This window comes from Robiginitalea insularis, assembly GCF_052497835.1.
Genome location: NZ_CP199296.1, coordinates 1423394 through 1446860, shown reverse-complemented (window position 1 = coordinate 1446860; position 23467 = coordinate 1423394). Strand labels below are relative to the sequence as shown.

23 protein-coding genes are annotated in these 23467 nt (G+C 43.1%); 15 read left to right on the top strand and 8 right to left on the bottom strand.

Annotated elements, in window-relative coordinates; all coding sequences use genetic code 11:
- Positions 1–8 precede the first annotated feature (8 nt).
- On the top strand, positions 9–758 hold the full coding sequence (locus tag ACT6NV_RS06580) for a DUF6090 family protein (RefSeq protein WP_445386460.1): 750 nt from the start codon (positions 9–11) through the stop codon (positions 756–758).
- A gap of 102 nt (positions 759–860) precedes the next feature.
- Here the strand turns inward: ACT6NV_RS06580 and ACT6NV_RS06575 are convergent, their stop codons facing one another.
- From ACT6NV_RS06575 to ACT6NV_RS06560, 4 genes are all read right to left on the bottom strand, one after another.
- A complete protein-coding gene (locus tag ACT6NV_RS06575) occupies positions 861–1352 on the bottom strand; it encodes a hypothetical protein (protein ID WP_445386459.1) in 492 nt (163 codons plus the stop codon).
- A 6-nt stretch (positions 1353–1358) separates the two neighbouring features.
- Positions 1359–1835 carry a YybH family protein gene (locus ACT6NV_RS06570; protein WP_445386458.1) on the bottom strand — a complete coding sequence of 159 codons (477 nt, stop codon included), beginning with the start codon at positions 1833–1835 and terminating at the stop codon, positions 1359–1361.
- Positions 1836–1879: 44 nt separating this feature from the next.
- Positions 1880–2878, bottom strand: coding sequence for a DUF6090 family protein (locus tag ACT6NV_RS06565; RefSeq protein WP_445386457.1), 999 nt, complete (start codon positions 2876–2878; stop codon positions 1880–1882).
- A 121-nt stretch (positions 2879–2999) separates the two neighbouring features.
- Positions 3000–3524 carry a hypothetical protein gene (locus ACT6NV_RS06560; protein WP_445386456.1) on the bottom strand — a complete coding sequence of 175 codons (525 nt, stop codon included), beginning with the start codon at positions 3522–3524 and terminating at the stop codon, positions 3000–3002.
- A 718-nt stretch (positions 3525–4242) separates the two neighbouring features.
- Here ACT6NV_RS06560 and ACT6NV_RS06555 point away from each other — a divergent pair.
- Positions 4243–4782 (top strand): hypothetical protein, encoded by a 540-nt coding sequence (locus ACT6NV_RS06555; protein WP_445386455.1) that lies wholly within the window; start codon positions 4243–4245, stop codon positions 4780–4782.
- A gap of 101 nt (positions 4783–4883) precedes the next feature.
- On the opposite strand, the gene ACT6NV_RS06550 is transcribed toward ACT6NV_RS06555, so the two are convergent.
- Positions 4884–5105, bottom strand: coding sequence for a hypothetical protein (locus ACT6NV_RS06550; RefSeq protein WP_445386454.1), 222 nt, complete (start codon positions 5103–5105; stop codon positions 4884–4886).
- 92 nt (positions 5106–5197) lie between these two features.
- On the opposite strand from ACT6NV_RS06550, the gene ACT6NV_RS06545 reads away from it, so the two are divergent.
- Both ACT6NV_RS06545 and ACT6NV_RS06540 read left to right on the top strand, forming a co-directional pair.
- Positions 5198–5986, top strand: coding sequence for a DUF6090 family protein (locus ACT6NV_RS06545; protein WP_445386453.1), 789 nt, complete (start codon positions 5198–5200; stop codon positions 5984–5986).
- Positions 5986–7020, top strand: coding sequence for a DUF6090 family protein (locus ACT6NV_RS06540; RefSeq protein WP_445386452.1), 1035 nt, complete (start codon positions 5986–5988; stop codon positions 7018–7020). The genes ACT6NV_RS06545 and ACT6NV_RS06540 overlap by 1 nt, the downstream gene beginning before the upstream one ends.
- Before the next feature lie 101 nt (positions 7021–7121).
- Here ACT6NV_RS06540 and ACT6NV_RS06535 read toward each other — a convergent pair whose 3' ends face one another.
- Positions 7122–8621, bottom strand: a complete 1500-nt coding sequence (locus tag ACT6NV_RS06535; RefSeq protein WP_445386451.1) for an amidohydrolase family protein — start codon at positions 8619–8621, stop codon at positions 7122–7124.
- Positions 8622–8735: 114 nt separating this feature from the next.
- Here ACT6NV_RS06535 and ACT6NV_RS06530 point away from each other — a divergent pair, with 114 nt between their 5' ends.
- The 11 genes from ACT6NV_RS06530 (at position 8736) to ACT6NV_RS06480 (ending at position 21601) form a co-directional block, all read left to right on the top strand.
- Positions 8736–9785 carry a hypothetical protein gene (locus tag ACT6NV_RS06530; protein WP_445386450.1) on the top strand — a complete coding sequence of 350 codons (1050 nt, stop codon included), beginning with the start codon at positions 8736–8738 and terminating at the stop codon, positions 9783–9785.
- Positions 9782–10525, top strand: coding sequence for a DUF6090 family protein (locus ACT6NV_RS06525; protein WP_445386449.1), 744 nt, complete (start codon positions 9782–9784; stop codon positions 10523–10525). The genes ACT6NV_RS06530 and ACT6NV_RS06525 overlap by 4 nt, the downstream gene beginning before the upstream one ends.
- 41 nt (positions 10526–10566) lie before the next feature.
- Positions 10567–11295 (top strand): DUF6090 family protein, encoded by a 729-nt coding sequence (locus tag ACT6NV_RS06520; RefSeq protein WP_445386448.1) that lies wholly within the window; start codon positions 10567–10569, stop codon positions 11293–11295.
- Positions 11296–11308: 13 nt separating this feature from the next.
- The gene (locus ACT6NV_RS06515; protein ID WP_445386447.1) at positions 11309–12037 is read left to right on the top strand and encodes a DUF6090 family protein; all 729 of its coding nucleotides are present in this window, start codon (positions 11309–11311) and stop codon (positions 12035–12037) included.
- Between the two features lie 560 nt (positions 12038–12597).
- Positions 12598–14544, top strand: coding sequence for a hypothetical protein (locus ACT6NV_RS06510; RefSeq protein WP_445386446.1), 1947 nt, complete (start codon positions 12598–12600; stop codon positions 14542–14544).
- 90 nt (positions 14545–14634) lie between these two features.
- Entirely contained in the window at positions 14635–15432 is a 798-nt protein-coding gene (locus ACT6NV_RS06505; protein ID WP_445386445.1) for a DUF6090 family protein, read from the top strand.
- A 3-nt stretch (positions 15433–15435) separates the two neighbouring features.
- Entirely contained in the window at positions 15436–16179 is a 744-nt protein-coding gene (locus ACT6NV_RS06500; RefSeq protein WP_445386444.1) for a DUF6090 family protein, read from the top strand.
- Positions 16180–16379: 200 nt separating this feature from the next.
- The gene (locus tag ACT6NV_RS06495) at positions 16380–17471 is read left to right on the top strand and encodes a hypothetical protein (RefSeq protein WP_445386443.1); all 1092 of its coding nucleotides are present in this window, start codon (positions 16380–16382) and stop codon (positions 17469–17471) included.
- 79 nt (positions 17472–17550) lie between these two features.
- The gene (locus ACT6NV_RS06490; RefSeq protein ID WP_445386442.1) at positions 17551–18396 is read left to right on the top strand and encodes a LytR/AlgR family response regulator transcription factor; all 846 of its coding nucleotides are present in this window, start codon (positions 17551–17553) and stop codon (positions 18394–18396) included.
- 112 nt (positions 18397–18508) lie between these two features.
- A complete protein-coding gene (locus ACT6NV_RS06485; RefSeq protein WP_445386441.1) occupies positions 18509–19462 on the top strand; it encodes a cupin domain-containing protein in 954 nt (317 codons plus the stop codon).
- 297 nt (positions 19463–19759) lie between these two features.
- Entirely contained in the window at positions 19760–21601 is a 1842-nt protein-coding gene (locus ACT6NV_RS06480) for a hypothetical protein (protein ID WP_445386440.1), read from the top strand.
- Between the two features lie 180 nt (positions 21602–21781).
- On the opposite strand, the gene ACT6NV_RS06475 is transcribed toward ACT6NV_RS06480, so the two are convergent.
- The gene (locus ACT6NV_RS06475; RefSeq protein ID WP_445386439.1) at positions 21782–22918 is read right to left on the bottom strand and encodes a carbohydrate binding domain-containing protein; all 1137 of its coding nucleotides are present in this window, start codon (positions 22916–22918) and stop codon (positions 21782–21784) included.
- Positions 22919–23064: 146 nt separating this feature from the next.
- A complete protein-coding gene (locus tag ACT6NV_RS06470) occupies positions 23065–23355 on the bottom strand; it encodes a DUF2188 domain-containing protein (RefSeq protein WP_445386438.1) in 291 nt (96 codons plus the stop codon).
- Between the last annotated feature and the right edge of the window lie 112 nt (positions 23356–23467).

The window sequence follows — 23467 nt, the reverse complement described above, 5'->3', positions numbered from 1 at the left end:
CCTTACTGATGCTCCGCTTCTTCCGTCAAATCCGTCAACGCCTCCTAACTGACAATAAATTCAGCAAGTACCTGCTGTATGCCATTGGGGAGATTCTGCTGGTGGTAATTGGAATACTGATTGCCCTGCAGGTTAATAATTGGAACGAAAACAAAAAGGACATTCAGAAGTCTAGGGTGCTGTTGCAAGAGTTTAAAAAGGATCTTGCCTCAGATACCACGGGCATTAACAGGGTTGTATCACTTCTGGAAAGACAAACAAATTTTGAAGCATGGGCCCTGCAAAAGCTTGCATACAAAATGGATCAGATCGACAGTCTTAAAGAGGTTTTTTTTGGCCCGGTATATCAAGAATTTGTTCAGGATCGCACGTATAGGAAACTTCAGGTTTCTCAAAACCCAAATCTTACTGGTTTTCTCGATTTGCAAAGCGCACTAACGGAGTATTACACGGACACCAAATTCCTCCTGGACTACAATAATCAAGAAGAAGAACGATTCTTTATTGAGCACAATACTCCCAAAGTTTTGTGGCAGGAAATGGAGATCAACATGGCCAATTTTCCTAAGCTTTCTTCAGAAAGTGAGCAGGTCAAAACGCTCCTTGATTACGCCCAATCGATCGAAGGCAGAAACTTTATTAAATCAAATTATTCCCGACGAACTTCGATGATCAGATACTTTTTGAAAGTAAAGCAGGAAGCTATTCAGTTGATTGAATTAATCAATACTGGTCTTGAAAAAGACTATTCAGGATAAATCAAGAATGCTATTCCACCCTGGGATTGGAGAAAAGGTGTGAGAGACTAATCCGTAAATCCGTAACCTATAACAATAGTCAAGGCGAAGTGAGATTTGCAATTAGCTCTTTTGACGAACTAATGAAACATGATGGTTTACCTCTTTCCCTTCTTCAATAAAAAGTGCTGTCATTTTCCAAGAATTACCTTCCCAAGTCATGGATCTCTTCTGCATCAAGCTATTGGTCTCGGGGTCACGAAGTTCGAGAATTAATGTGCCTGAATCATCAACGTAGCCAATATGAGTTTCTGCAACACCCAGTGTATTTACCTCAAACACCCTGATCTCCTTTGTGGTTTCAGAATATCCCCATAACGCATTTGCCTCATAATAAGTTTCGTCCCTTCCTTGTTTCCAGGTACTGAAAATGGCATTTCCATCGGAAACCGGAATAACAGTTACAATACCTTCAGGCGGATCCGTATAAGAACTCTCTATCACCTTCCAGATCCCAACTAATTCTTTCAAACGTTCCTTAGGTGATTGTGCGAAAGAAAAAATTGAAATGAAAAGCACTATGATATTTAGTGGTACGCTGCTTGTCCTTTTCATTGGCTATTATTTAATCGATGTCAATGTGGGGTCCTGGTTAAAAATGTCCACCACACATTTCCATGATCCATCATCCTGTTTTTTCCAAACCTCCACGGCTTTATTAAAGATGGTGATTTTGTTTCCAAGGGAATCCAGCATTTTCATATAGTTTACACCAATGGAATAGGCCAAATCCCCACTTTCTGAAACATAGGCCGCTTTGGGTTCCCAGTTTACCTCAAAACCGGGGATTGTAGCATTCATTTCAAGCATCTTCCTAAGGGCTTCCTTGCCTATGGTGGGTGGCTGGCCCGGCGCCATTACAACAGCATCGTCTGACCAGTAACTCAATACTTTTTCAATGTCTGTGGTTTGAGCTGATTTGGCCCATTCCCTGGACAATTCCATTATTTTCTCTGCTTCTGCTTCCTGATCGACGGATTGCCTGGCACATCCATAGATACCCAACAAAACAGTGAAAATTAGTAGTAGCTTTTTCATTGTAGTTAATGTTTTAATTCTTGTTAACAGTTATCAAATTCTACTCACTCTATTTTTTTCCATATTATCTTATCTCCATTCTCATCCATTTGAAGAAACCCAATAAAGTCTAACCCCATTATTTCGCCGTCACTTCCTGATAAAATTTTAGCCATATAATTATCATTTTTTTTTGATCCGTAGAATATGAGGACCGAATCAGAGTAAGGATGGATATCCCATTCAGAAGCCAATACCTCATCACCCCAATAGGCAAAAAACTTCACTTCTTCGTCACCCTTGATTTCACATCTGCCGACTAAACCATCATATTGAGCGAATTGGGCTTCATATACCCCTTTTAGGTGTCCTAAATCTTTTATATCTCTAACAAGAGAGGTGTCTGAATCTTTTTTAATCATCTTCATAATCTCCTTATATAGATCCAAAGCTTGTGTCCTAAACCAGAGCATTCCCCCTTGATGCCCATGATTTCTAAGATGTATTTCAGTCACTTCGTTTATGTAGGAAGGATCGGTCAATAGGTATTCAATAAACTCATCAGTAAATATGCGTTTACCAAACAAATCTGGTTGCCACGAGTGCTCATCCATCCATTTCATTCTTCGGTAAAAATGCCAATCGGCTATTTCTTCCTCATCTTTATCGGCATTTAATTTTCGTTTGCCATAGAGGTCTCTTAGTTCTGCGAGTATAGAATCCTGTAACTCGGTGAGATTCTTTTTTCCTGCAAGTAATTCACGGAAGTCTCCATCAGTTAGGTTCGTCCTTTGCCAGCGGTATGGTAGATACGGAAATCCATTTTTATAGTCCTCGTAATCAACTTTTTTGTGGAGTACTTTGAAGTAATAAGGTTGTTCGGTTATATAGATGTCAAGTATCTTATCTATTTCTTCAATATTCTGTACTAACTCGTCACTTACGGACTGGAAAAGGATTTTGTTGTTTTCAGCATCAATTCTATCCTCATTCCAGTTATCCACCTGGATAGCAATTAAAATCCCAATCACCACCAGGATGATCTCCCCAATACCGTATTTCAAATACTTTATGGTTTGACTATTGGCTAAAAGTTCTCTGCGGATTTTACGAAAGAAATGAAGCATGGCGATTGGATTGACTCTTCAAGGTAAGGCAGGGTCAAATCAAATTTTATGATAATTATCAATGAGACGGCTCCGCTGGAGATTGACGATCTCTTTGGCTCGACGCTTCCTGTCCAATTTGAAATTGTTCCTCCACATACTCTTGAAAAGAAGGTTCATAAGTCTCTTTGAATATGCCCCACGCCACTTTGACTGCTTCACGAAGACCAAGAAAGCGAACCATCTGATTTTGGTAGTGCCACATTTCATCCGTCACTAATTTTTGACGGCGTTGCTGAAAATGATGGTGCCATAAAGTGAATGCCCGTCGCTCAAATAACAGGAGCCTTTGCAAATTCGCTTCACTCAATTCATTTAGCCGATGATCCCCTTTTAGCCAGATTTCTGAGAATTCTTCACTTTCAATTATGGGTAAAATAATGGTATGGTCTATTTCCAAAATTTCAGTGGCTGAAGCATTACGCATCATTGCCGTGTTTTGCTTTAATTGGCGGCCTACATAGACCAGAGAAATGACTACCGCTATTGCACCCAGCGTTTCACCAATGGCGGATATGGCATCCCAATTTATCGGCAATTCCAATAAGATTATTGGGAATGAGTACCACAGAGTTATCCAAGAATAAATGAGGCAGGGAGCTCCGAACAGGACGGGGACGGATATGCTTAACATGACTGTAAGTATTTAGGTTTTGTTAGAGCAAGGTTGTAATGCACCTTTCAAGGTAAGACGGGGCCAAATCAAATCTTATGATAATTGTCAGTGTGGAGTGGCCTGCTAGATTGATGCCTATCGGTGAAAATTCAAAAGCATAGAATTTATTTAGACTGCAATCTCCTTTCAGTCATCGGTTGACCCAAATCATTTTCCGCTTAGTACCTGAGCATTAACTTCATTTCAATTCTGGACGAGATGAAAAGTATCAGATTTACAATAATTCTATTCATTTCAGTATTCTCATTGAGTACTTGTTCTAGTGATGATTACTGGGATGGAACAATTTGCCCGATGAGATGCACCTCCGATAAACCTTGGACAACGGCGTATTTAGAAGTTTCTACAAAATGTTTTGAAACAAAAGAGGAATGTCTAGCAACTTCGACTGGTAAAGAGTATGGTTGCATTAAATGCGATTATTAGATTTCACCTGACCTCGTTAACCGCAATGCCAGATTTCCTTTTACGTTAGATAGCTGAAATTAGATTGCAGTTTCAGTCAGATTGACCCAAATCATTGCTACCGGCTTTTCATATGAATTATATTATGGCTTAGAATCCATTAATGGAAAAAAGATATGTCATGAAAAAATTAAGCAATATTCTATTCGCCCTTTTTATCATCACTTTTCTGCTAGGCTTCAGTAGCTGTAACAAAGATGATGATGGTGGTGATGGCATTAATTTGACTACAAGGGAATTGCTAATTGGCACCTGGTCCGTTTCTGATTATGACTTTAATATTACGGTAGGGTCTCAATCGCTCATTGATTATCTGGTAGAGGTGGAAGGATTACCTCCTGCCGAGGCAGCGGCCCAATATGCGTTTTTTGAAGCTATTTTAGTATCGGATTTAACCGGGACACTTACTCTGAAATCGGATGACACCTATGTGTCAAGTTTCGGAGATAGATCCACAAGTGGCACTTGGAGTCTCAGCGCAGATGAAAAGACATTGACACTCATCGAAGGTGAAGACAATGTCATTCTTATGATCAATTCCATTTCGGCTAATACCTGGAGCGCGTCTATCTCGGAGAGCAGCTCAGAAGATCTCGATGATGATCCAGAAACACCAGATGTGCTCATTTCGATAGAAATTATTCTGACCCTGACTAAATAACACTCTGTAGGAGAAAAAAACCCTGGCATATCATTTTACCAAGGGGTTACACGAAGACCATCAGACTATTCAAAGGAACAGGATCAGACTGCAATTTCATTTCAGAAATACCCAACAGCCTCACTCATGCTGTACTGGTTGTATGGCGTAATAGGTTCAGGTGAATAAATATGAATCTGCTGTAACTGAAACCGTTTAATACACCAGGCAAAGAAAGCCTTGCTTTTAATGGTTGGATTAGTGGCATTCTTCCATATTTGCTTGAAGCGTTGACATTTGACTAATTCCTGGTCGGCGTACTGCTTGAAGTCGGCTTCGTTCATCTTGTGGTTTTGTCATTAAAGTTATGGATTGCTGGTATGGTTTACAGACCATAATTTCCTTTTTCGTAATTTGATGGAGCAACAACCAACCAATGCTCCGCTTCTTCCGCCAAATCCGACAACGCCTCCTAACTGACAATAAATTCAGCAAGTACCTGCTGTATGCCATTGGGGAGATACTTTTGGTGATGATAGGGATCCTTCTGGCATTGCAGGTGAACAATTGGAATGAACAACAAAAGGAAGAAGATCAGATAAGAAAACAATTTATCTCTTTGAAAGAATCTCTACTCTTGGATAAGGATTGGTTAAACAATATTCGGTCTGTTGAAATTTTTAAGGTTCATTCATTTTATAAACTCATTGAACTTGCAGGAGAGTCTGAACCACATGTATTAGAACTCCAAAATAATATCATAGAATATGAACCATCCTGGATTTGGAATAGGCCAATTCCTGAACACGCCGATTCAGAATTTTTAAAAATATCCTTTTCTTGGACAGGGAGAGAACGACCTATGATTCCAAATTTATACTCTATTGAAGAATTTAAAAATACCGGCTTGTACTCTAAGATAGAGAATGATGCCCTAAAATCTTCAATTAACAATTATTACGGGCAATTGGGTTGGCGATTTACTTCGGATAAGCCGAGCATGCATGGGGAATGGCGTAGTTCACTGAGAAGCGATGGTGTAAATTACATTAATGTTTCAAACCTTGAAGATCCTTTAAATCTGATTCGTGATAATGGTGTACGAAAGGCTTTACTATTGAGCTTAGCTATAAGAGCAGGCTGGAGGGCAGATGGGGCAGATACATTAATAAACCTAATAGATGAACTAGTTATTCTTATTGATCAAGAAATCAGCAAATCCTAATGCTCCGCTTCTTCAGACAAATCCGCCAAAGATTATTAACCAGCAATAGGCTCAGCAAATACCTGCTGTATGCCATTGGGGAAATCCTGTTGGTAGTGATTGGGATTTTGATTGCGTTGCAGGTTGATAATTGGAATGAAGAACGAAAAACAGAAGCAGAGATTCGGGCCGTATTCGCAAGGGTACTTACCGAGTTGGAAAATAATATTGAAGAATCAGAAAAGATTTTCAGGTACTATGAGGTAGAAGATTCCCTGGCATATATGCTATCCTTGGGCCAACTAGGCAAGGATGACATCAGAGTTGATTACCCCAGTGACGTGCATCCGGCATTACGGCTTAATGCGGTTCTGTATCACGAATTATCACTTGTTCAGAGTAGTTATAACCAGCTCATCAACAACATCGATAACGTCCCTGATTACTATTTGAGTATTGTGGATGAGCTTGTAGATCTATACGAGACCAAGAAAGAGGCTATTCTGTTCCAACAGAACAGGTTGATCAGAAGTCAGGCAAGAAATGAGGAAAGAATTAAGGACCTTTCTTTCTTTGTTCATCGATTTGACACCTTGATGACAAGCAACGAAAGTTTTCTTGATTATGTTTTGTACGATGATGCCTTTAAGGGAGAATATATCCTTCATCAGCAATTATATCAAGAGAAATTAGAGGAAGTGGGTTTATTTCGCGAAAAAGCGATTTCCTGCCACCAACAAATTTCTATTATGCTGGGGATATCCGACAAAAAAGCTGTGTGGGCTATCGACCCGGAGATGCATAAATTTTATGAGGGCACTTTTATGACTTTTAATGGGGTGGGATCACGGACTTTTTTCATCAAAGACAATATGTTATACTCCGATACAGACTGGTTGGGAAACAAAACAGATGAAATACTAATACATCCTGGAGGTTCTCAAAAATTTTATGACAGGAATTGGTATTTCCGTTTTGAGAAAGATGAAGACAGCATACACATATTTGCGCATCGCTTTGGCAGAGATATGATAGGAACGAAGATACTGGACTGATAAAATTTCATCTTGCTACCATCCTCAACCCATGCCTAGCTTTGTTTGACTACTTCGTCAAAGGTTTCTTCCGATAGCTTTCTGGACCGGGAAACGGACTCTTATCTTCTGTATTTGCCATATACTGGCCTTCCTGGAAATACTCTTTCAACGGATTGCCCTTCCTTGATGACAAAAACGCCATTTACCAATACAAAATGGATGCCTTCTGAGAAAGCCAACCCCTTTTCGAAAGTAGCCTTATCGGCAATGGTGCCTGGATCGAAAACAGTAATATCTGCATCGGCCCCTACCTGTATCCGGCCCTTGTTTTTCATTCCTGGCACGAAGCTTTCCAACACTCTTGCCGGCAATAACGTCATTTTGGCAATAGCCGTATTCAGGTCAAGAACTTTCTCCTGACGAACATACTTGCCAAGGACTCGGGAAAAAGTGCCTGCAGTTCTGGGATGTGCCAGCTTTGCATATCCCATCCCGTCTGAAGCTATAATAGTGCCTTCTGTTTTAAGGGCTGCTTCAATCCACTCGGGTTTCATCATATGAATGATTACAGTTCCTCCTTCAGCCCGATATTTTTTAAATGTTTCTTCGGTAAGTCTTTCCCCGGTGGCCACCCACTGCAGATCGCCGTAGCCTATTCCGAAGCTCTCTTGCCAGCCATGGTCGAAAATGGCGGATGCTAAACCGGTAGAAGCTGCGGTATAGGGGTACATTTCCGTGGTGACCTGATATCCCTGATCCCTGGCAAGACGCACCATTTCAATCCCTAATTCAACGTCTCCAAGAGCCATACTGTTCATGTGAACAATATGGAGAGGTGCCCTTGTAAGCATGGCATTTGCTATAGCCTGTTGAATAGCCATAAACCCGCCTTCTCTTACATGGGAAAATACTGGCACATGCTTTTCACCGGCATATTGATAAAGCCGGAAATCTTCCGAAGGAGTGGCATGCGGAAAATAACCGATCGGCACCCCTATGCCAATACCCCCTGCGTGCAATTCCGATTCGATGTGATTTATCATCTCCGGATGTTCATCGGGCGTCAGTGGTTCTCTTACGGATTGTGTTCCTGCCTTGTCCGCAATGGTATCAAATTCCTCAAGATTTTCGGTTAGATCCCGGTATTTCTTCATTGCCATAAAACGGGCGAATCCCCAGGATACGCTGGCACCATAATTAATCAGGGCTTTTCCCGCCCGGGAATTATACCAGGATTCCAGCATGGGTAAACCGCCTTCCAGTTCAAGGGCTGTAGTTACGCCGTCGTGCATCTGGTACTCCTGCTCCACATTGGTGACCCCGTGTACATGGAGGTCGATAAAGCCCGGAGATACAACCAGACCCTTAACGTCAATGATTTCTTTGCCCGCAAGATCATTTTCGGAGATTTCAGCTATTCGGTCATCATCAATGCCGACATTTCTAATAGCATCCATGCCGGTTTCAGGATCTATGACTCTTCCTCCCTTCAATACTATATCGTATTGAAAGCCAGATTGAGAGTATATCCCATCCATATTAAGAAAAAACAGCATAAATGATCCTATATAGAGAATGCTATTTCTGATTGTGCGCGGAAGTCCTAAATTTTCATTCATGCCTATTTTAAAAGGGTTGAGGTTTCGTAAAGATATGTATTCCTGGGTACTCCTGATTCTCGAATGCCCATGTATTAATTATTTGCCTATCTTGAAAAGAGCAACCATTAACCAATGATCCGCTTCTTCCGACAAATCCGACAACGCCTCCTGACTGAAAACAAACTCAGCAAGTACTTACTGTATGTGATCGTTGAGGTTTTTATAGTAATCCTGGGTATCCTAATTGCCATTCAGATTGATTCCTGGAATGAGCAACGCATCAACCGGGAGCGTTACGAGTTTGGCATCAAGCAGTTATACAGAAAGCTAAAGGCCAGAGATCTTACTTGGGACCTCTACCAGGATCGGGCCAGTTTTCATTTATCGATCATTGATAGTTTGCTGGACTTTCCAGATCTGATACCCCCGGAACGGTTGGCGGGCAACCTGCTGGTTTTGGATGAATTCCTGAACGACGATTGGATGGATGAGAATTGGTTTCTGGCCTATTTAGATTTCAATCCCACAGATTCGATTCAGTTTGGGGTAGCGCAACACCTCCACCGCTATTTTAGAGGGCGCTACCCAGATTTTAAAAATTGGGCAGACTTAAATGGTTTCGAATCCTTTAAAGCCGTGTTGATCCGGGAAAACATCCCAATTTGCGAATTCTCCGCATCAGGCTTACGGGCTACCATTGACGAATGTGCAAAAATGCCCCTGGATCAAAACACCTCCAAAAAGCTTCGAACCCTTTTGGAAACAGATGCGATTGTCCTTAAACTGCAAACCCTGAAGAAGAGACGCCAGGAGATCTTTGAGATCACACCTACCCCCGAAAAGACGGTCCTGGAATTTATTGAAGCTAATTTTGGGCATCTGGACCTCTCTTTTCACCACCTTGAGATTTTTGGTAGTGCATCCCTGCATGGTTATGGTTTGGGAGTGCCCATGAAGCCTGCCAATGCGGCTCGAACCCTTTGGCTGTTAAAAACCACCCTGGAGGATGGATTCGTCAAATTTAGGACGGACGAGAACTGGACTTTTGAATGGGGAGGTGGAGAGGCAAATCCGGACATCCTCATTTTTAAGGGTCCCAGGATCCCGGTTCGAAAAGGAACCTACGAGATTGTGGTAGACCTGGAGAAGAAAAGCTATGAAATAACCCCTGTTCTGAAATGATCCGCTTCTTCCGACAGATCCGACAACGACTACTCACTGATAACAAAATCAGCAAATACCTGCTGTATGCGGTTGGGGAGATACTGTTGGTCATGATAGGTATCCTCCTGGCTTTGCAGGTCAATAATTGGAATGAGGACAGAAAGAGAAAAAAGGACAAAATTGAATTAGTTAATACCCTAACTCAACATTTTAAAAGTCAAATCGAATTTTTAGAAGCTAGCATAAGGACAGGTGAAGATGAAGTGAAAAAACTAAATAGTGCTATTAAAATGATAGAGGCTCAGAATATAACGATACCTATCGACTCGGTAAAACAACATATAAGCAGAACCTTTTATCAAACAGGGATATTCCTGCCGTTTCAAAAAGTGGAAATGGCAATTAATTCTGGCAGAATTGACCTAATAGAAGATGACAATTTTGATAACAACATAGCCAATCTGCTTTATAGAAATAGGATTTTAGAAAAATTATATGATGAGCATCTGCGGATGGTTTTCTCCGGACCCCTATCAGAAATTAAAGAGGAAAACTGGGAAGTTTATAAGCCCTTTGAAGACCGTTTAAATGGGTTTGCTCAGAATAATAAAGATTACTTGGATTACATGGCTCGTCCGGACGTTATGGCAAGGATTAAGAATGAATATATCTTAAAAGAAAACATAATTCGTAATATGAACCGTATTCTAGATGCAGCTAAGAATATTGTGCTGAATTTGGAATCTCAAAATGAATGATCTCCTTTATTAACTAAAGAAAATCCTGATATTTAATCAAAATGCTCCGCTTCTTCCGACAAATACGCCAAAGACTTCTGAATGATAATAAGTTCAGCAAGTACCTGCTGTATGCAGTTGGGGAGATTATTTTGGTGGTTATTGGGATATTGATTGCACTACAGATAAATAATTGGCAGGAATGGAAAAAAGAGCGGCGGGTAGAACAGGAGATTCTTCAAAACTTGGTTCAAAACCTGGAGCTGCATATAGAAACACTTGAAGCAGACATAGAACGGTTAACCTTACTCGATAATTCTGCGCAAATTGTAGTAAATGTACTCGATAACAGACTGCCTTTTAAGGACAGCCTGGCAGTGCATTTTCATCTGGCCAGAGTGCCAAGACGTGATCTCAGCCTTTCACAGGCCGGTTATGAGCAATACAAGAATAAAGGTTTTGATGTCATTTTGAACTCCAGTATAAAGGAGGAAGTGATCAATTATTTTGAATCGACACTGCCCACGTGGATCACTTCCTACAAGCCTGTAAATTATATCAACGAATCCTTCTATGACCATCATGTTCCCTTGTTTTATTATCAGAAAGAATCCTTAACTCCTATTGATATGGAGATACTTTATACCGATAGCTATTTCATAGGCTGGATAAAAGCCTATATGGAAGGAAGGCATACGCTGATGGAGCTCGAACGGAATCTGTTGGAGGAGATCCGAAGAATCCTGCATCTTATCAGGCAGGAGACGGGTACTGAAACACCAATAAACTAACGAAATTTAATAGATGCTCCTCATATTGAGACGAATACGTCAACGCCTTCTTACTGACAACAAATTCAGCAAATACCTGCTGTATGCAGTTGGGGAGATTTTGTTGGTGGTGATTGGGATTTTGATTGCTTTTCAGATCGATACCTGGAACGATAATCGCAAGGCACGTGAGGTGGAATTAAAGACTTTAAAAGAGCTTAAGGCTGACCTTACCCAGACCCTGGAGGATATTCGTAGCGATAGTATAAATTTTCAACATATTATCCGCTCCAATAAAATTATCCTGCAGCATATGGATGAGCGATTGCCCTACCACGACTCTTTGATTCCCCATTTCAGCCAAATGAACCCATTCCAGACATTCTCTGTTAACCACACCACCTTTGATAACATCAGGCAAAACGGGTCCAGCATCATCACTAACGATTCCATCCGTCTTGGGGTGGCAGATTTCTATACCCGGCCGATCAACTTATACAAAGAACTGGAAATGAGGGTGCTTAATGAGCACTGTACGAATTATTTCACCCCCATGATTATGCAGGCTTTTGAAACCGTATCGCCAAGAGATTTAGTCCCGAAGGATTACGAGGCCTTTATCGCAAATTCCGATTATCGGCAGGTCTTAAAATTCAATGTTCGGATCGCTTCCCAGATGATCAATTTCCAGGGTTTCCTGATGCAGGATTTCCTGGAATACCTCATAAAGGAAATTGACGCGGAGATTGAACTATTTGACTGAACTGGCCGATAATATCCTCAAACGACTGGTCTCAGCTGCTATAAAGCCATTGCGTTTCTTCCTTAATGATTAGCTCAGGTTCCCTGTCATGGCGGCGCCGAGTAGAAAAATCATAACAATTACAACAATGGCAATAAGCGTTATCACTAACGCCAAAATAAAAACCGCTTTCCAGCAACCTTTGTTTTCGCTATGCTTACTCTTCTTCCCAAAACCATTTCTATAGCCGAAAAAGATGAGGGGAAACAGAATGAGGAAAAATAGGACGAATAAGTAAATGAGGATATCCAGGAAGTTCATCTGCGGTAATATTACCCCCAAACAGGGGAATAAAAAAATATAGTTCGGATTTCACCTGGATTAAATATCGTGAAAGCAATGATCCTTTCCAATAATTGGGGGCAGGGCCTCCCAATAAGTTGGCTGTGACTTTGCCCAAATGGTTTCTCCCTGCCAAAAACTCCAGGGATTGAACGTGATTTATATCATATTTAAATTGCTGTGAACTAACTACTTTACAAGGTATTAGCCTTAAGAAATAACGCTTCAAGTATAGCTTCATGAGGCAGTTTTTTGAAGAACTTAAAAAGAGGAATGTCTACAGGGTTGCCACGGCCTATGGCGTCAGTGGGTGGCTCGTATTACAGGTTGTGGATATTGTCGGCCCCGGGTTGGGCTGGTCTGAATCCGTTCAAACCTTGCTTATAAAGCTTCTGATAGCCGGTTTCCCTGTTTCCCTGGTGCTCGCCTGGCTTTATGAGTTAACCCCAAAAGGGTTCAAGCGAACCGGAGCCCTGCAGGAGGATACTTCTGACAACAAAAAAGTGGGGCGCAGGCTGAATCAATTTATCATTGGTATCCTGGCGCTGGCCTTATCCCTTTTATTGGCAGAGCGCCTTTTTTTCTCCGGGGTACCTTCACCTCGGGGGTTTTCAGGGGCATCTATAGCCATCCTTCCGTTTAAAAATGACAGCCCTGATGCGGAAAACATGTATTTCTGCGATGGCATCACTGAAGGGGTGCGTGAAAACCTCTCCAGGATTCCCAGTTTAAGTGTTATCTCGAGGACCTCCGTAGAACAATTCAGGCACAACCCTCCTTCCGTTTCCGAAATAGGAAAAAAACTTAAGGCACAGTATATCCTGGAGGGCAGTGTGCTGCGCCTGGAAGACCGGTCGGTGATCCGCGCCAGGCTGATATTTGCCCCGGAAGAACGAAGCCTTTGGTCACAGGAATACGACCGGGAACTGCAAGATGTTTTTATGGTGCTGGCAGAAGTAACACAAAATATCGCAAACGAGCTGGAAACAACTATCTCCCCTGAGGTAATGCACAGGATAGAAGAACAGCCCACTGAGGATCTTACAGCCTATGACTATTATCTGCAAGGACAGTTATACCTCAACAACTCGGAGTCAACTGAAAATAACGACGCCTTACAAAAGGCAGACCTGCTGTTCCGGAAAGCCCTTCAGCGAGACCCCACCTATGCACAGGCCCAGGTGGGACGAATCCGCGTATTCAGGGAGCAACATAAATTTGAATTTTTTGAGAATGCGACTCTTATAGATAGCATGCTGGTAATGTGCAATAAAGCAATTGCCATGGACCCTGATTTGGCTGATGCCTATTGGGTGCGAGGGGCCTTTTATGACGATTTTTTATATGACATCCCAAAGGCAACCAAAGATTTAAGCAGGGCTGTAGAACTAAACCCCAACCTTGTGGGTGCAATTGGTCAGTTAGCCGTTTTGAAGTGGGTTCACCACCGTGAAATAATCCCTGCCTTAAGGCTGTACAGGAAATTGGAAAAACTGGAACATTCCCCCAGGGAATTATATGGAGCCTACATAAACCAATCCTTGCTCTATTGGGACCTCTGGGACCATGAGAAAGGGTATTACTACCTGGATAAGGCTATTCCCCTCTATCCAGGTTTGAAGGGCCTAAAGGCATGGTACTATGTGCAGCAGGGCAGGTACAACGAGGCTGTTGAGCTTATGAAAGACACAGAGGAATTTGCCGCACTCGGATTTTTTCACCTGCTTTTAAAGGAATATGAAAAAGCCCTCGAATATTACGAGTTATGGGAAATAAAAGTGGCTGAAGAAGGGGTGCAGGAGGTTGCTGAATTGGAATCCTGGCACAGGTATGGACAGGTTCTGGCCGGGCTGGGAAGGACAAAAGAGGCGCAGGAGTTGATGGAATATCAGCTGAATTTGAATGAAAAACTACAGAAAAATTACCAGCGCGCCCATGCTATTTTTTATGAAAGTGCCGGCATCTATTCCTTTCTCGGGAAACACGAACTGGCATTTGAGTATTTAAGAAAGTTTGATAGTATCAACCGCTGGGATGACGGCAAATTGCACTTTATACAACGCGACCCTTCTTTTGACAACATCCGGGAGATACAGGAATTCAAAATGATCGTTGACAAACGAATGGAGGAAATCCGATCGGTACAGAATAAAGTTGCTCGTCTGGAAGCATCAGGAGAACTGTAACCTTATATCGCGTCTGCAGTTTTTACTTGGTGTGGGGTATACCTGTCCCGATCTTTTTTGTACATTCAGGAGGCAATCCGACCTCAGTTCATGTTTCGCTTTTTCCGAAAAATCCGCCAACGCCTGATAATCAATAACAAGGTAAGTAAATACCTCCTGTATGCCATTGGAGAGATCCTGTTGGTGGTGATCGGGATATTAATTGCCTTACAGGTAGACAGTTGGAATGAAGAGAGAAAGATTCGGGCAGACGAACAGATTCTGCTAAGGAAATTAAAAGATGATTATACGGCAAATCTGGAGCAGCTTGATAGTAAAATCACAACCAGAAAAGTACTGATACGTTCCTCCAAAGAATTACTTACTTTTTTTGATAACCCCCAATCTGCAAACAAAGACAGTGTATTATCCAAATTAGGGAACCTGGGCCTGACAGTTACTTATGATCCTATCAACAATGACCTTATTGCTTCGGGAAAAATCAATATCATACAGAACGAGGAATTAAAAACCCTGCTAACGAAGTGGTCAACAGATGTTATTCAGGTTCAGGAAGTAGAGAATATATACATCAACGCTCATCATTATGAGAACGTACCTGTAATGAATAAGTTCGGGATTGGTCGGGCCATAGACAAAGCGTTATATGACAAGGCCAATGACCTGAGCACCTTTTTGCTTAACCGGGAGGAATATATCCCCTACGACTTTAAGAAATCAAGGTTAGAGCCAAGCCTCGAAGCAATACTGAACAATGCAGAATTGGAAGGGATTGTGGCCAACTCCATCCTGATAAACGAAATAGTAAATGCAGAATCATTTACCCTTCGCAAACAAATTCTGGAAATACTGGATTTACTTCGGGAACTGGACCAAAATAAAGAGTAAAATATGCTTCGATTTCTAAGCCAATTCCGCCAACGCCTGCTAAACCAAAGCCCGTTCAGCAAGTATCTGCTGTACGCAATCGGGGAGGTTTTACTTGTGGTGATCGGGATTCTGCTTGCGCTTCAATTAGATGCCTGGAGCCAAATGAATAAGGAAAGGCAGCTGGAAAGGGAATATCTGAAAAGGCTGAACGTTGATTTGGACAGAGACCTCAATATTGTTAAATCTATAGAAAGATACCTAACCCAAAAAGAAGAAAGCCTGATGATGGTGAGGGGGTTTATTGATGATCCAAATGCAATAATGGGTGACTCAGTAATCACCATCTTAAACGACAGTGATATTATAGGGACCGATTTTCCGAATGCCAGACTTACGGGCACGTTTCAGGAAATGATATCTTCCGGTCATTTGCGCCTGATACGGAACACCAATCTCAGAAACAATGTTGTAAACTACTATTCCTTCTGGGACCACAGTAACCTGAGGATTGCAAACCATCAGTCAGATTACCCTTCCCTGGTTTGGGAGATAACCGATATGGCAGGATTTTTAAAAGGGGATCCCTTGTACATAGGGAAACCGTTCCATGAAACCCTTGCGGAACTTGAGATTGAAAAATTGTTTTATCGCCATTTTATGAAAGAGGTAAACTACATGGTATTTACAAAAAGGATCAATCAAATGAAGCGGGACAAAGTAGAGGAATTAAAAGCAGCAATCTCTGAAGAGTTAAAGAGATTGTAATAAGTTAAAAAGGATGGGGCGGATTACTCAATTTTGCCCGTTTTCCTATTCAGAATAAAGTTAATTAATGGATAAGTCCTAAGCTGGGGGTAAGATAATTTCTACAAAGCCAAAAATTTTCTAATGAATAGCGGTTTATTTGGGGGCAATCTGCCTTCTTTGGATTATATTTAACTGTAACCCAACCAACTGAAACCATCATGTTAAGCCATTGTCCGAACTCCATCCAGGACAAATCCATACCCCCTGTTCGTATGGTAGCGGCTGCATTTATGCTGCTTCTTGCCCTTTTACTTTCCTCCTGCAGATCCATGGGGCCAACGACCATTCCGCAGGACGGCTTTAATTATAACCAACGCGTGGCCAACCACGAAAATGAGCAGATGCTGCTCAATATCGTGCGCCTGAGATATCTGGAAATGCCACGTTTCCTCAATGTGTCTTCCGTCATCAATTCATATACCCGCGGCGGGGCCGCAGGGGTTAACGGCAGCTCCAATTTCTTTGGCACATCCCTTGGTGGAAATGTTTCCGCCAACTGGTCGGACCGGCCTACTATTACCTATACTCCCATGTCCGGACAGGCCTTTTCACAGAGCCTGCTAACGCCCCTCCCCCCGTCAGTGATCTTTTTCCTGATCCAGTCCGGCTGGTCTGCTGAACGCCTGATGCGCCTGACCAATTCAGCCATAAACGGCCTGCACAACGAAATAGGGACCCCCGGGGAACAGCGGCAGGCAGACCACAAGTTCAAGGAACTGCTGGAAGTGCTGCACCAGCTCCAACGTGCCGGAGCTCTGGGGATGCATTTCAGGGGAGACTGGCCCAAGGTGAATGTGGAAGTGATCCTTCCGGCGGTCGCCAGAACAGACTCCGTAAAGCAGACCATTAACAAATTCAAGGAGCTTTTGCGTTTGGATCCGGAAATCAATGTTTTTGATATTGAGTATGGAGTAATCCTGGAAAGGAATAATCATATTGTGGTACAGACGCATTCCATCCTGGAAATGATGTCCAACCTCTCCTGGTACATTGAAGTACCCGAACAACATGTGTCAGAGGGGCGGACGCTGCCCACTTTCAACCCGGAAAACACAGACCTGATCCGTGTTTTGTCTAGCCCGACCAGGCCCGATAACGCCTACCTGGGCATACAATACCGGGACCATTGGTATTATATTGATGACCGGGATGTACAATCCAAAAACACCTTTACCCTCATGCAAATCCTCTTCAGCATGGCCAAAGAGGGTTCGGGTGCTGTATCGCCTTTGATTTCGATAGGGAATTAGATGAATATCCGCCGGGGTAACCTCGCTTCAGAAACTCATAACCACTTAATTTTTTCCTTTTAGGCTATCTTTATCACCAATGGTCGCAGCCTTCAACTTCTTTCACACCTCCCGCTATAAATGGGTGCTCAGCCTGGGGTATGGGATCTTTCTATTCCTGTTCCTGCTGGCATTCCTTCCCTTCGGGGTAGACAATTACGATCCGCAACACGCCTATACCCCCACCTTCCTGCTCGAAATCAGCTTCTTTATACCGGTCACGGTAATTGTTTGCCTCCTGAATGAATTTGGCATCAAAAGGTTCTTCAATAACAACACAGGCTATCCTTTTATAATCAGCTGGACCCTCTGGAGCTTTATTTCGACGGGAGCAGCCACTTTTACGGCCTATAATTACCTGGGGGACTGGCATGACTGGCAATGGAGCAGCTTTCCTGGTTTTGTCCTGAATTTGTCTACCGTTTTCATATTTCCCGCGGCGGGTATCTTCTTCTATTTCCGGTTCCAGACCCTGAAAAAAGACTACGATTCAGTGCTTACCAATTTGATGGGGGGAATAGATGAAAAGCTGATGATACACTTTAAAGGGGAAGGGGTAAAGGATAATATTTCAATAGCCGTGTCCGATTTTATCTTTGCACAGGCACAGGACAATTACATTGAACTTCATTATCTGAAGAACGGCACTTTATCCAAACACCTTATCCGATCATCCCTCTCGGCCCTGCAGGAACAACTGGAGCAGGATTTCCTCGTGCGCTGCCACCGTTCCTTCCTGATCAATCTCTACAATGTGCATTCCATCAAAGGGAATCAGAAGGATTTGAAAATAACCATGGCTTATTCTGATGTTATCATCCCGGTATCCCGCACTTATGTGGCCAATACCCTGGACCGCTTAAAGCAGTATAAGCGCTTCCAGTAGGGGTCCATTCACCACAAATAACCAGATTTTACCCCAAACCCCATCTAAAATTGGGTTCGTTCCCGTGATGCATATACATTCGTGGTAACATCAATCAATAAATTTTATTATCATGAAAACAAAAAGCAAAACAACCCGACAATTCCTAATGCTTGCCGCTGCATGCTTATTATTTTTTAGCGGCTCGAACAGCCTGAAGGCACAGGAAGAAAACATCCAAAAAATGCTGGAATCCTTCGTGGAAAGCTACAAAACAGACCCTATGGCCTTAAGTGGCACCTTTGGAGTAAAAGTAAATGACCAGTGGTGGCATGTTACGACCCTGAGAAAGCAGGAAGGCTACAAGGTGGGAAAGAAAAAACAGTACACCTTCCACAATTTCGGCCCGCATGACGTAAGCCTTCACAAAGGGAAACCCACAATCCCAACCTGGTATTTTGAATTTGCAAACCTTGAGGTACTGGAAAATGTTTACTCGGGGTACTGGAGTGCCAGCACCGCTGCTGCAAAATCTACCGCTGAAGACAAAGTGGGGCTCAATATCAGGCCTACAGAAGGACATGAATTCTCCGCGAAGGACGAAGGAATATCTTACCAGGTAATGGAACATTTCTGGAAAAAAGACGCTGTTGAAATTACCCGGTTTACGAGGGACCAATCCCTGCCCAGCCATGGGGCGGCCCTGGTTTCCCTTTACACCATGAAAGACAAGCGAATAGCCTGGTTCAGTCTGGGTAAAGACGAGGCTGCCAATACTGAAAAGAACCTGGACAAAGGGCAAGTACCAAACTTATTGATCTTTACAAAAGGAAAAGGGAAAGGACTATTTGGGGAGGAAGAAGTGGATATTGAACCCGGTATGAGCGTCTTTATCGGACCCTACGTAAAGCATGTCATATACAATCCATATGACCAACCCCTGGAAGGTTTAGTAGTACTATTTGGCGATAATCCTGATTTTGTCTGGGGGCAGTCCTATATCGATTTCATGGACAAACAATATGAATTCCTGGGCGCGAATCACAAAGAGGTCCACCAGCAGAAAAATGCAGAAGGAACAAAGTAAAATTCAATATTAGTTGAATTGAAAAGCCGGGAGCTTACAGTAAGCTCCCGGCTTTTTTCCGCAACTTTCAGGGACCACTTTCCCGATACTTGCACATCCTTTTATTGATATTATAAATATTTCATTTGGCTTGCATAAAAAGCTCTGAATATCAAATATTTATCGTATCTTTCTATTTCCCCCTCCCCTATATCTACTATCTGCCTGACACATGGGCTAAGTTCTCATTCCCCCGAGAATTCCATTGTCTTGCTATACCAATTTTTTTAAACAAGTAACCCACTAAACAATTATAGTATGAAAACAATTAATAAACGCTTATCACAATGCATTTGGCTGTGCACTTTGATGCTGGCATTGACGCTGGTTTTCTCCTGCAGCCCGGAACCGGATTTAGAAGCTGCTAATCTGGAGGCAGCCAACGCCAAATCCAACACCCCCATTTTAAAAACCCTGATCAAAGGAGCGGCATTAAAAGCCGCAAACGGCCTGGACGTGGGGCCTGACGGGAATATCTACGTCGCAAGTGTCAACGGTCAGGAGATTGTGGCGATGAACAAGAACAGCGGAAAGATCATCAGAAGGTATGGAGCCGATACGGGTGTTCTGGGTCCTGATGATATGGTGTTCGGGCCGGATGGGACCTTCTATTGGACAGACATCCTCACGGGATTTGTGGGACGTAAGAATATTGATGGCACCACATTGGGATATCAACCTGTTTCCCCCGGCGTAAACCCCATTCGGTTTTCAAAGCCTAATCCAGATGATCCGGAAAGTGAGCCACGCCTTTTTGTGGGCCTTGACTTCCTGGGTGATGGTATTTACGAACTAGATCCGGACCTGCAAGCCCCTCCGAAACCAATTATTACGTGTCCTGATGGTTTTTGCCTCGGATTCTTCAATTCCTTCGATACAAGATGGGAAGACGGCAGCCTGTGGCTATATGGGCCTTTATTTGCCTTGAACGTAGTGATTGCGATAGAAATAGACGCTTTTGTACCAGGTGATTACAACAATCCTCCTACACAAGATGATCTGCCAGGTGCCCTGGTTGCCGGTTTAACTGACGGAACTATACGCATCGTGGCAGGAGACTTCACTGGTTCCAACCTATTCAATCCCGCCGCTGCCAAATTTGGCCCGGACGGGATGTTATATGTGCTGGACCAGGCAGGAAAGGTCTTCAAGGTAAACCCGGACGGGCAGGATGACAAAACCGAGTTTGCAACCCTGGAACCCGGGCTGGACAATATGACGTTTGACGATGACGGCACCCTGTACATGACCAACAACGACAATGGCTGGGTGGCGGAGATAATGCCCAACGGGCAGGCCCGTTATCTTAGCCCGGGCGGTATGATTTTGCCCCAGGGTCTCGCCGTTATGCCGGGATCTAATAATCAGGACAGAGTCATCGTAGCAGACCTCTTCAACATGAGGGAGTTTGATGGGACAAGCGGGCAACAGGAGGCCATCTTCAAAGGATTCCTAATCAATAGTCCTGATCTGCCGTTACCGATATTGCCCATGAATGTGTCGGCTTCCGGCGAAAAGCTGGTGGTTTCCTCCTGGTTTAGTGGCGGCGTACAACTTTGGGATATTGGCACTAACCCGGCAACAGTAATGGAGTCTTATGTCTTCGAGGTTCCCATTGATGCCGTACAGATCAATGGGGATATCATTGTCTCTGACCTTGTCGAGGGAGGCGTTGTCAATGCAAGCCAGGGGAATGCACTAATCCAATCCCTGAATGTAGCCAGTGGCCTGGTTACTGATGGCACAACCTTGTGGGCTGCTGACCAGGCAACAGGGGAAATATGGCAAATTGCCTTCGATCCGCCGAGTTCCGAAGTGATTGCCGATGGATTCCAGGGACCAGAGGGGTTAGCCCTTGACAATGAAGGCAGGCTTTTGATCGTTGAAGCAGGAAATAATGCCAATCAACTTTCCCGTTATGATTTTAGTACCGGAGAGACGACGGTTATAGCTACAGGGCTTGAATTATATGGCCCGGGCCTGGGCTCCCCACCTACATGGGGCTTTGATGGCGTGGCGGTCGGAGCGTCCGGTGATATATACATTTCCGGTGCCGGGGCAACTGTGGTTCACAAGATCACAGCCAACAAAGTACGTTAATAGCACCCATAACTGATTGATTTATTGAAAACCCGGTCTTAAGGCCGGGTTTTTTTATGGATTAAGTGGAACAGCGGCCCGCTTCAGAACTCCCTGTGTTTTACTATATGAAAAAAGATTCTCCAATCTTGTGCAACCAATCCATCGTCAGGACAGATCTGATTACTCGCTGTGTACCCCTTAATGAACCATTATGCTAAAAGCCCTTGCTGCAACCTGCAGGCACCGTTGTAGCAATGCTTCTATATCAGTATTATCAGGGTTGTAGGAAAATAATTTTGCGTCAACAAAAAGCTCGTGATGGGAATTGAGCAAGAAAGAAAATACATTTTCGCCCTCCTTGTCCAGGATAAAAACATGGATTCCGAACACAAAAAGCGTCCCCTGCCTTTTGGGCCCAAACAGGATTTCCGGTATAATATGATACTCTGTAGTTGGCCCTTTAATTTTGATCTCATTTCCAAGGCGGACCATATCATACATAAAGAATTGGAATTGACTTTTCCCCATTAATTCCCCAGGATCCAGTGTTTTTCCGCTTAATAGGATATTTAAATTTTCATCTGCTTTCAAGTTTTGGGCAAATGCTTCGGATAAGGCTTTAGAAAAGGTTGTAGTGTCAATTTGCCGGGTAATTGTAGGGTACAGGGTGGTCGCAGCTTCCTTATATGAATCTGTAAAAGCCTTTTCGAGTACTGATTCAGGCCTGTACGCCGGATACCTTATTTTTTTATTTAAGGCCTTTGAATCCGTGCCATTGGTTTTTTCGGTAACCCCAAGATCAATGAGGCTTACATTATCTAAATACACACTGGCATCTATGGCTCCAAACTCGAAGCTTAATTTATGGGTTGGGAATACCGTATATACATCAAATTCAATAGTGATAGTGCCCCATTCTGTTGTGGCATTTTGCGTATAATTATCAAAGCCTAAAAGGCTGGTCCAATTGCCCCCATACTCCCCCAGAAATACCCCAAAAGTCCGGTTGGCATCTGCTTTCACGTCAAATGAAAGTTTATATGTATGCCCTGACTTCAAAGTAAATCCTGCCTGGAACAGTTGCACTTCAAAGGATTGGTTACCAGAATTACTTATCTGATAATGGAGCTGCTCGTTTCCAATAGATGCGTTAGCGGCTGCATTATCTCCCAGCCAGGATATCCAGACATTTTCTGGCGGAGGGCCGTCAAAATTTGAAATGATCTCTGTAGTTAAACCGAAGTCTCCGTTGGTTAACAGGTTTTGAGAATGCACCGTGGAAAGGGTCAGGAAAATTAAACCAAACAATAATGAAGGAATGCCTTTGGGTTTCATGATGTGATTTTTGTAACCCCAATGTAGTTTTTGCTCTGCCCAATGGCAATGACTGGGGTCACCTGGATAAACCACATTTGTGACTGGCGGAGTTGATTTTCTGGCCGAGCCTAAGCAGACAGGTCACCCTGAAATTAAATTTGGTCTTAATCGAAGTTTATACGATCCCGAATACTCCCATCCTGCCGGTGGATAACCACATCCGCCTTGTATTTCCGGGCCAGGCGTTTTGCTTTTCGAATAGCGGTTTCCTGCAATCTGTGTTTTGAGGTGATGCGCTTATTCCCTTCCCGCCTTACGGCCCAATCCCCTTCATAGGGCACCACGTGCTGGTGCCAGGACCTTCCGCGTTTGTTTTGGCGGCTGCTTTTAAAAAACAGCTCAACGATTTCGCTAAGAATATCGATCCAGGATCGGGAGTTGTTGCTTTTGGGCATTGGGATATCTTGAGAAGACCGAAGATAGTATTTTCCGAATCACCAACAAGTCGTGTAATACCAGATATGGGCAAAATTTTGTATCTTTTATAGAGGATAATTAAAGAGGTAA

What these genes read in the sequence shown, in the direction of transcription:
- ACT6NV_RS06550 (WP_445386454.1), bottom strand. Translation starts at nt 5,105, where the DNA reads ATGAACGAAGCCGACTTCAAGCAGTACGCCGACCAGGAATTAGTCAAA.
- ACT6NV_RS06490 (WP_445386442.1), top strand. Translation starts at nt 17,551, where the DNA reads ATGGTCGCAGCCTTCAACTTCTTTCACACCTCCCGCTATAAATGGGTG.
- ACT6NV_RS06470 (WP_445386438.1), bottom strand. Translation starts at nt 23,355, where the DNA reads ATGCCCAAAAGCAACAACTCCCGATCCTGGATCGATATTCTTAGCGAA.
- ACT6NV_RS06480 (WP_445386440.1), top strand. Translation starts at nt 19,760, where the DNA reads ATGAAAACAATTAATAAACGCTTATCACAATGCATTTGGCTGTGCACT.
- ACT6NV_RS06570 (WP_445386458.1), bottom strand. Translation starts at nt 1,835, where the DNA reads ATGAAAAAGCTACTACTAATTTTCACTGTTTTGTTGGGTATCTATGGA.
- ACT6NV_RS06505 (WP_445386445.1), top strand. Translation starts at nt 14,635, where the DNA reads ATGTTTCGCTTTTTCCGAAAAATCCGCCAACGCCTGATAATCAATAAC.
- ACT6NV_RS06540 (WP_445386452.1), top strand. Translation starts at nt 5,986, where the DNA reads ATGCTCCGCTTCTTCAGACAAATCCGCCAAAGATTATTAACCAGCAAT.
- ACT6NV_RS06495 (WP_445386443.1), top strand. Translation starts at nt 16,380, where the DNA reads ATGTTAAGCCATTGTCCGAACTCCATCCAGGACAAATCCATACCCCCT.
- ACT6NV_RS06535 (WP_445386451.1), bottom strand. Translation starts at nt 8,621, where the DNA reads ATGAATGAAAATTTAGGACTTCCGCGCACAATCAGAAATAGCATTCTC.
- ACT6NV_RS06580 (WP_445386460.1), top strand. Translation starts at nt 9, where the DNA reads ATGCTCCGCTTCTTCCGTCAAATCCGTCAACGCCTCCTAACTGACAAT.
- ACT6NV_RS06520 (WP_445386448.1), top strand. Translation starts at nt 10,567, where the DNA reads ATGCTCCGCTTCTTCCGACAAATACGCCAAAGACTTCTGAATGATAAT.
- ACT6NV_RS06530 (WP_445386450.1), top strand. Translation starts at nt 8,736, where the DNA reads ATGATCCGCTTCTTCCGACAAATCCGACAACGCCTCCTGACTGAAAAC.
- ACT6NV_RS06500 (WP_445386444.1), top strand. Translation starts at nt 15,436, where the DNA reads ATGCTTCGATTTCTAAGCCAATTCCGCCAACGCCTGCTAAACCAAAGC.
- ACT6NV_RS06485 (WP_445386441.1), top strand. Translation starts at nt 18,509, where the DNA reads ATGAAAACAAAAAGCAAAACAACCCGACAATTCCTAATGCTTGCCGCT.
- ACT6NV_RS06510 (WP_445386446.1), top strand. Translation starts at nt 12,598, where the DNA reads ATGAGGCAGTTTTTTGAAGAACTTAAAAAGAGGAATGTCTACAGGGTT.
- ACT6NV_RS06575 (WP_445386459.1), bottom strand. Translation starts at nt 1,352, where the DNA reads ATGAAAAGGACAAGCAGCGTACCACTAAATATCATAGTGCTTTTCATT.
- ACT6NV_RS06545 (WP_445386453.1), top strand. Translation starts at nt 5,198, where the DNA reads ATGCTCCGCTTCTTCCGCCAAATCCGACAACGCCTCCTAACTGACAAT.
- ACT6NV_RS06525 (WP_445386449.1), top strand. Translation starts at nt 9,782, where the DNA reads ATGATCCGCTTCTTCCGACAGATCCGACAACGACTACTCACTGATAAC.
- ACT6NV_RS06515 (WP_445386447.1), top strand. Translation starts at nt 11,309, where the DNA reads ATGCTCCTCATATTGAGACGAATACGTCAACGCCTTCTTACTGACAAC.
- ACT6NV_RS06555 (WP_445386455.1), top strand. Translation starts at nt 4,243, where the DNA reads ATGAAAAAATTAAGCAATATTCTATTCGCCCTTTTTATCATCACTTTT.
- ACT6NV_RS06475 (WP_445386439.1), bottom strand. Translation starts at nt 22,918, where the DNA reads ATGAAACCCAAAGGCATTCCTTCATTATTGTTTGGTTTAATTTTCCTG.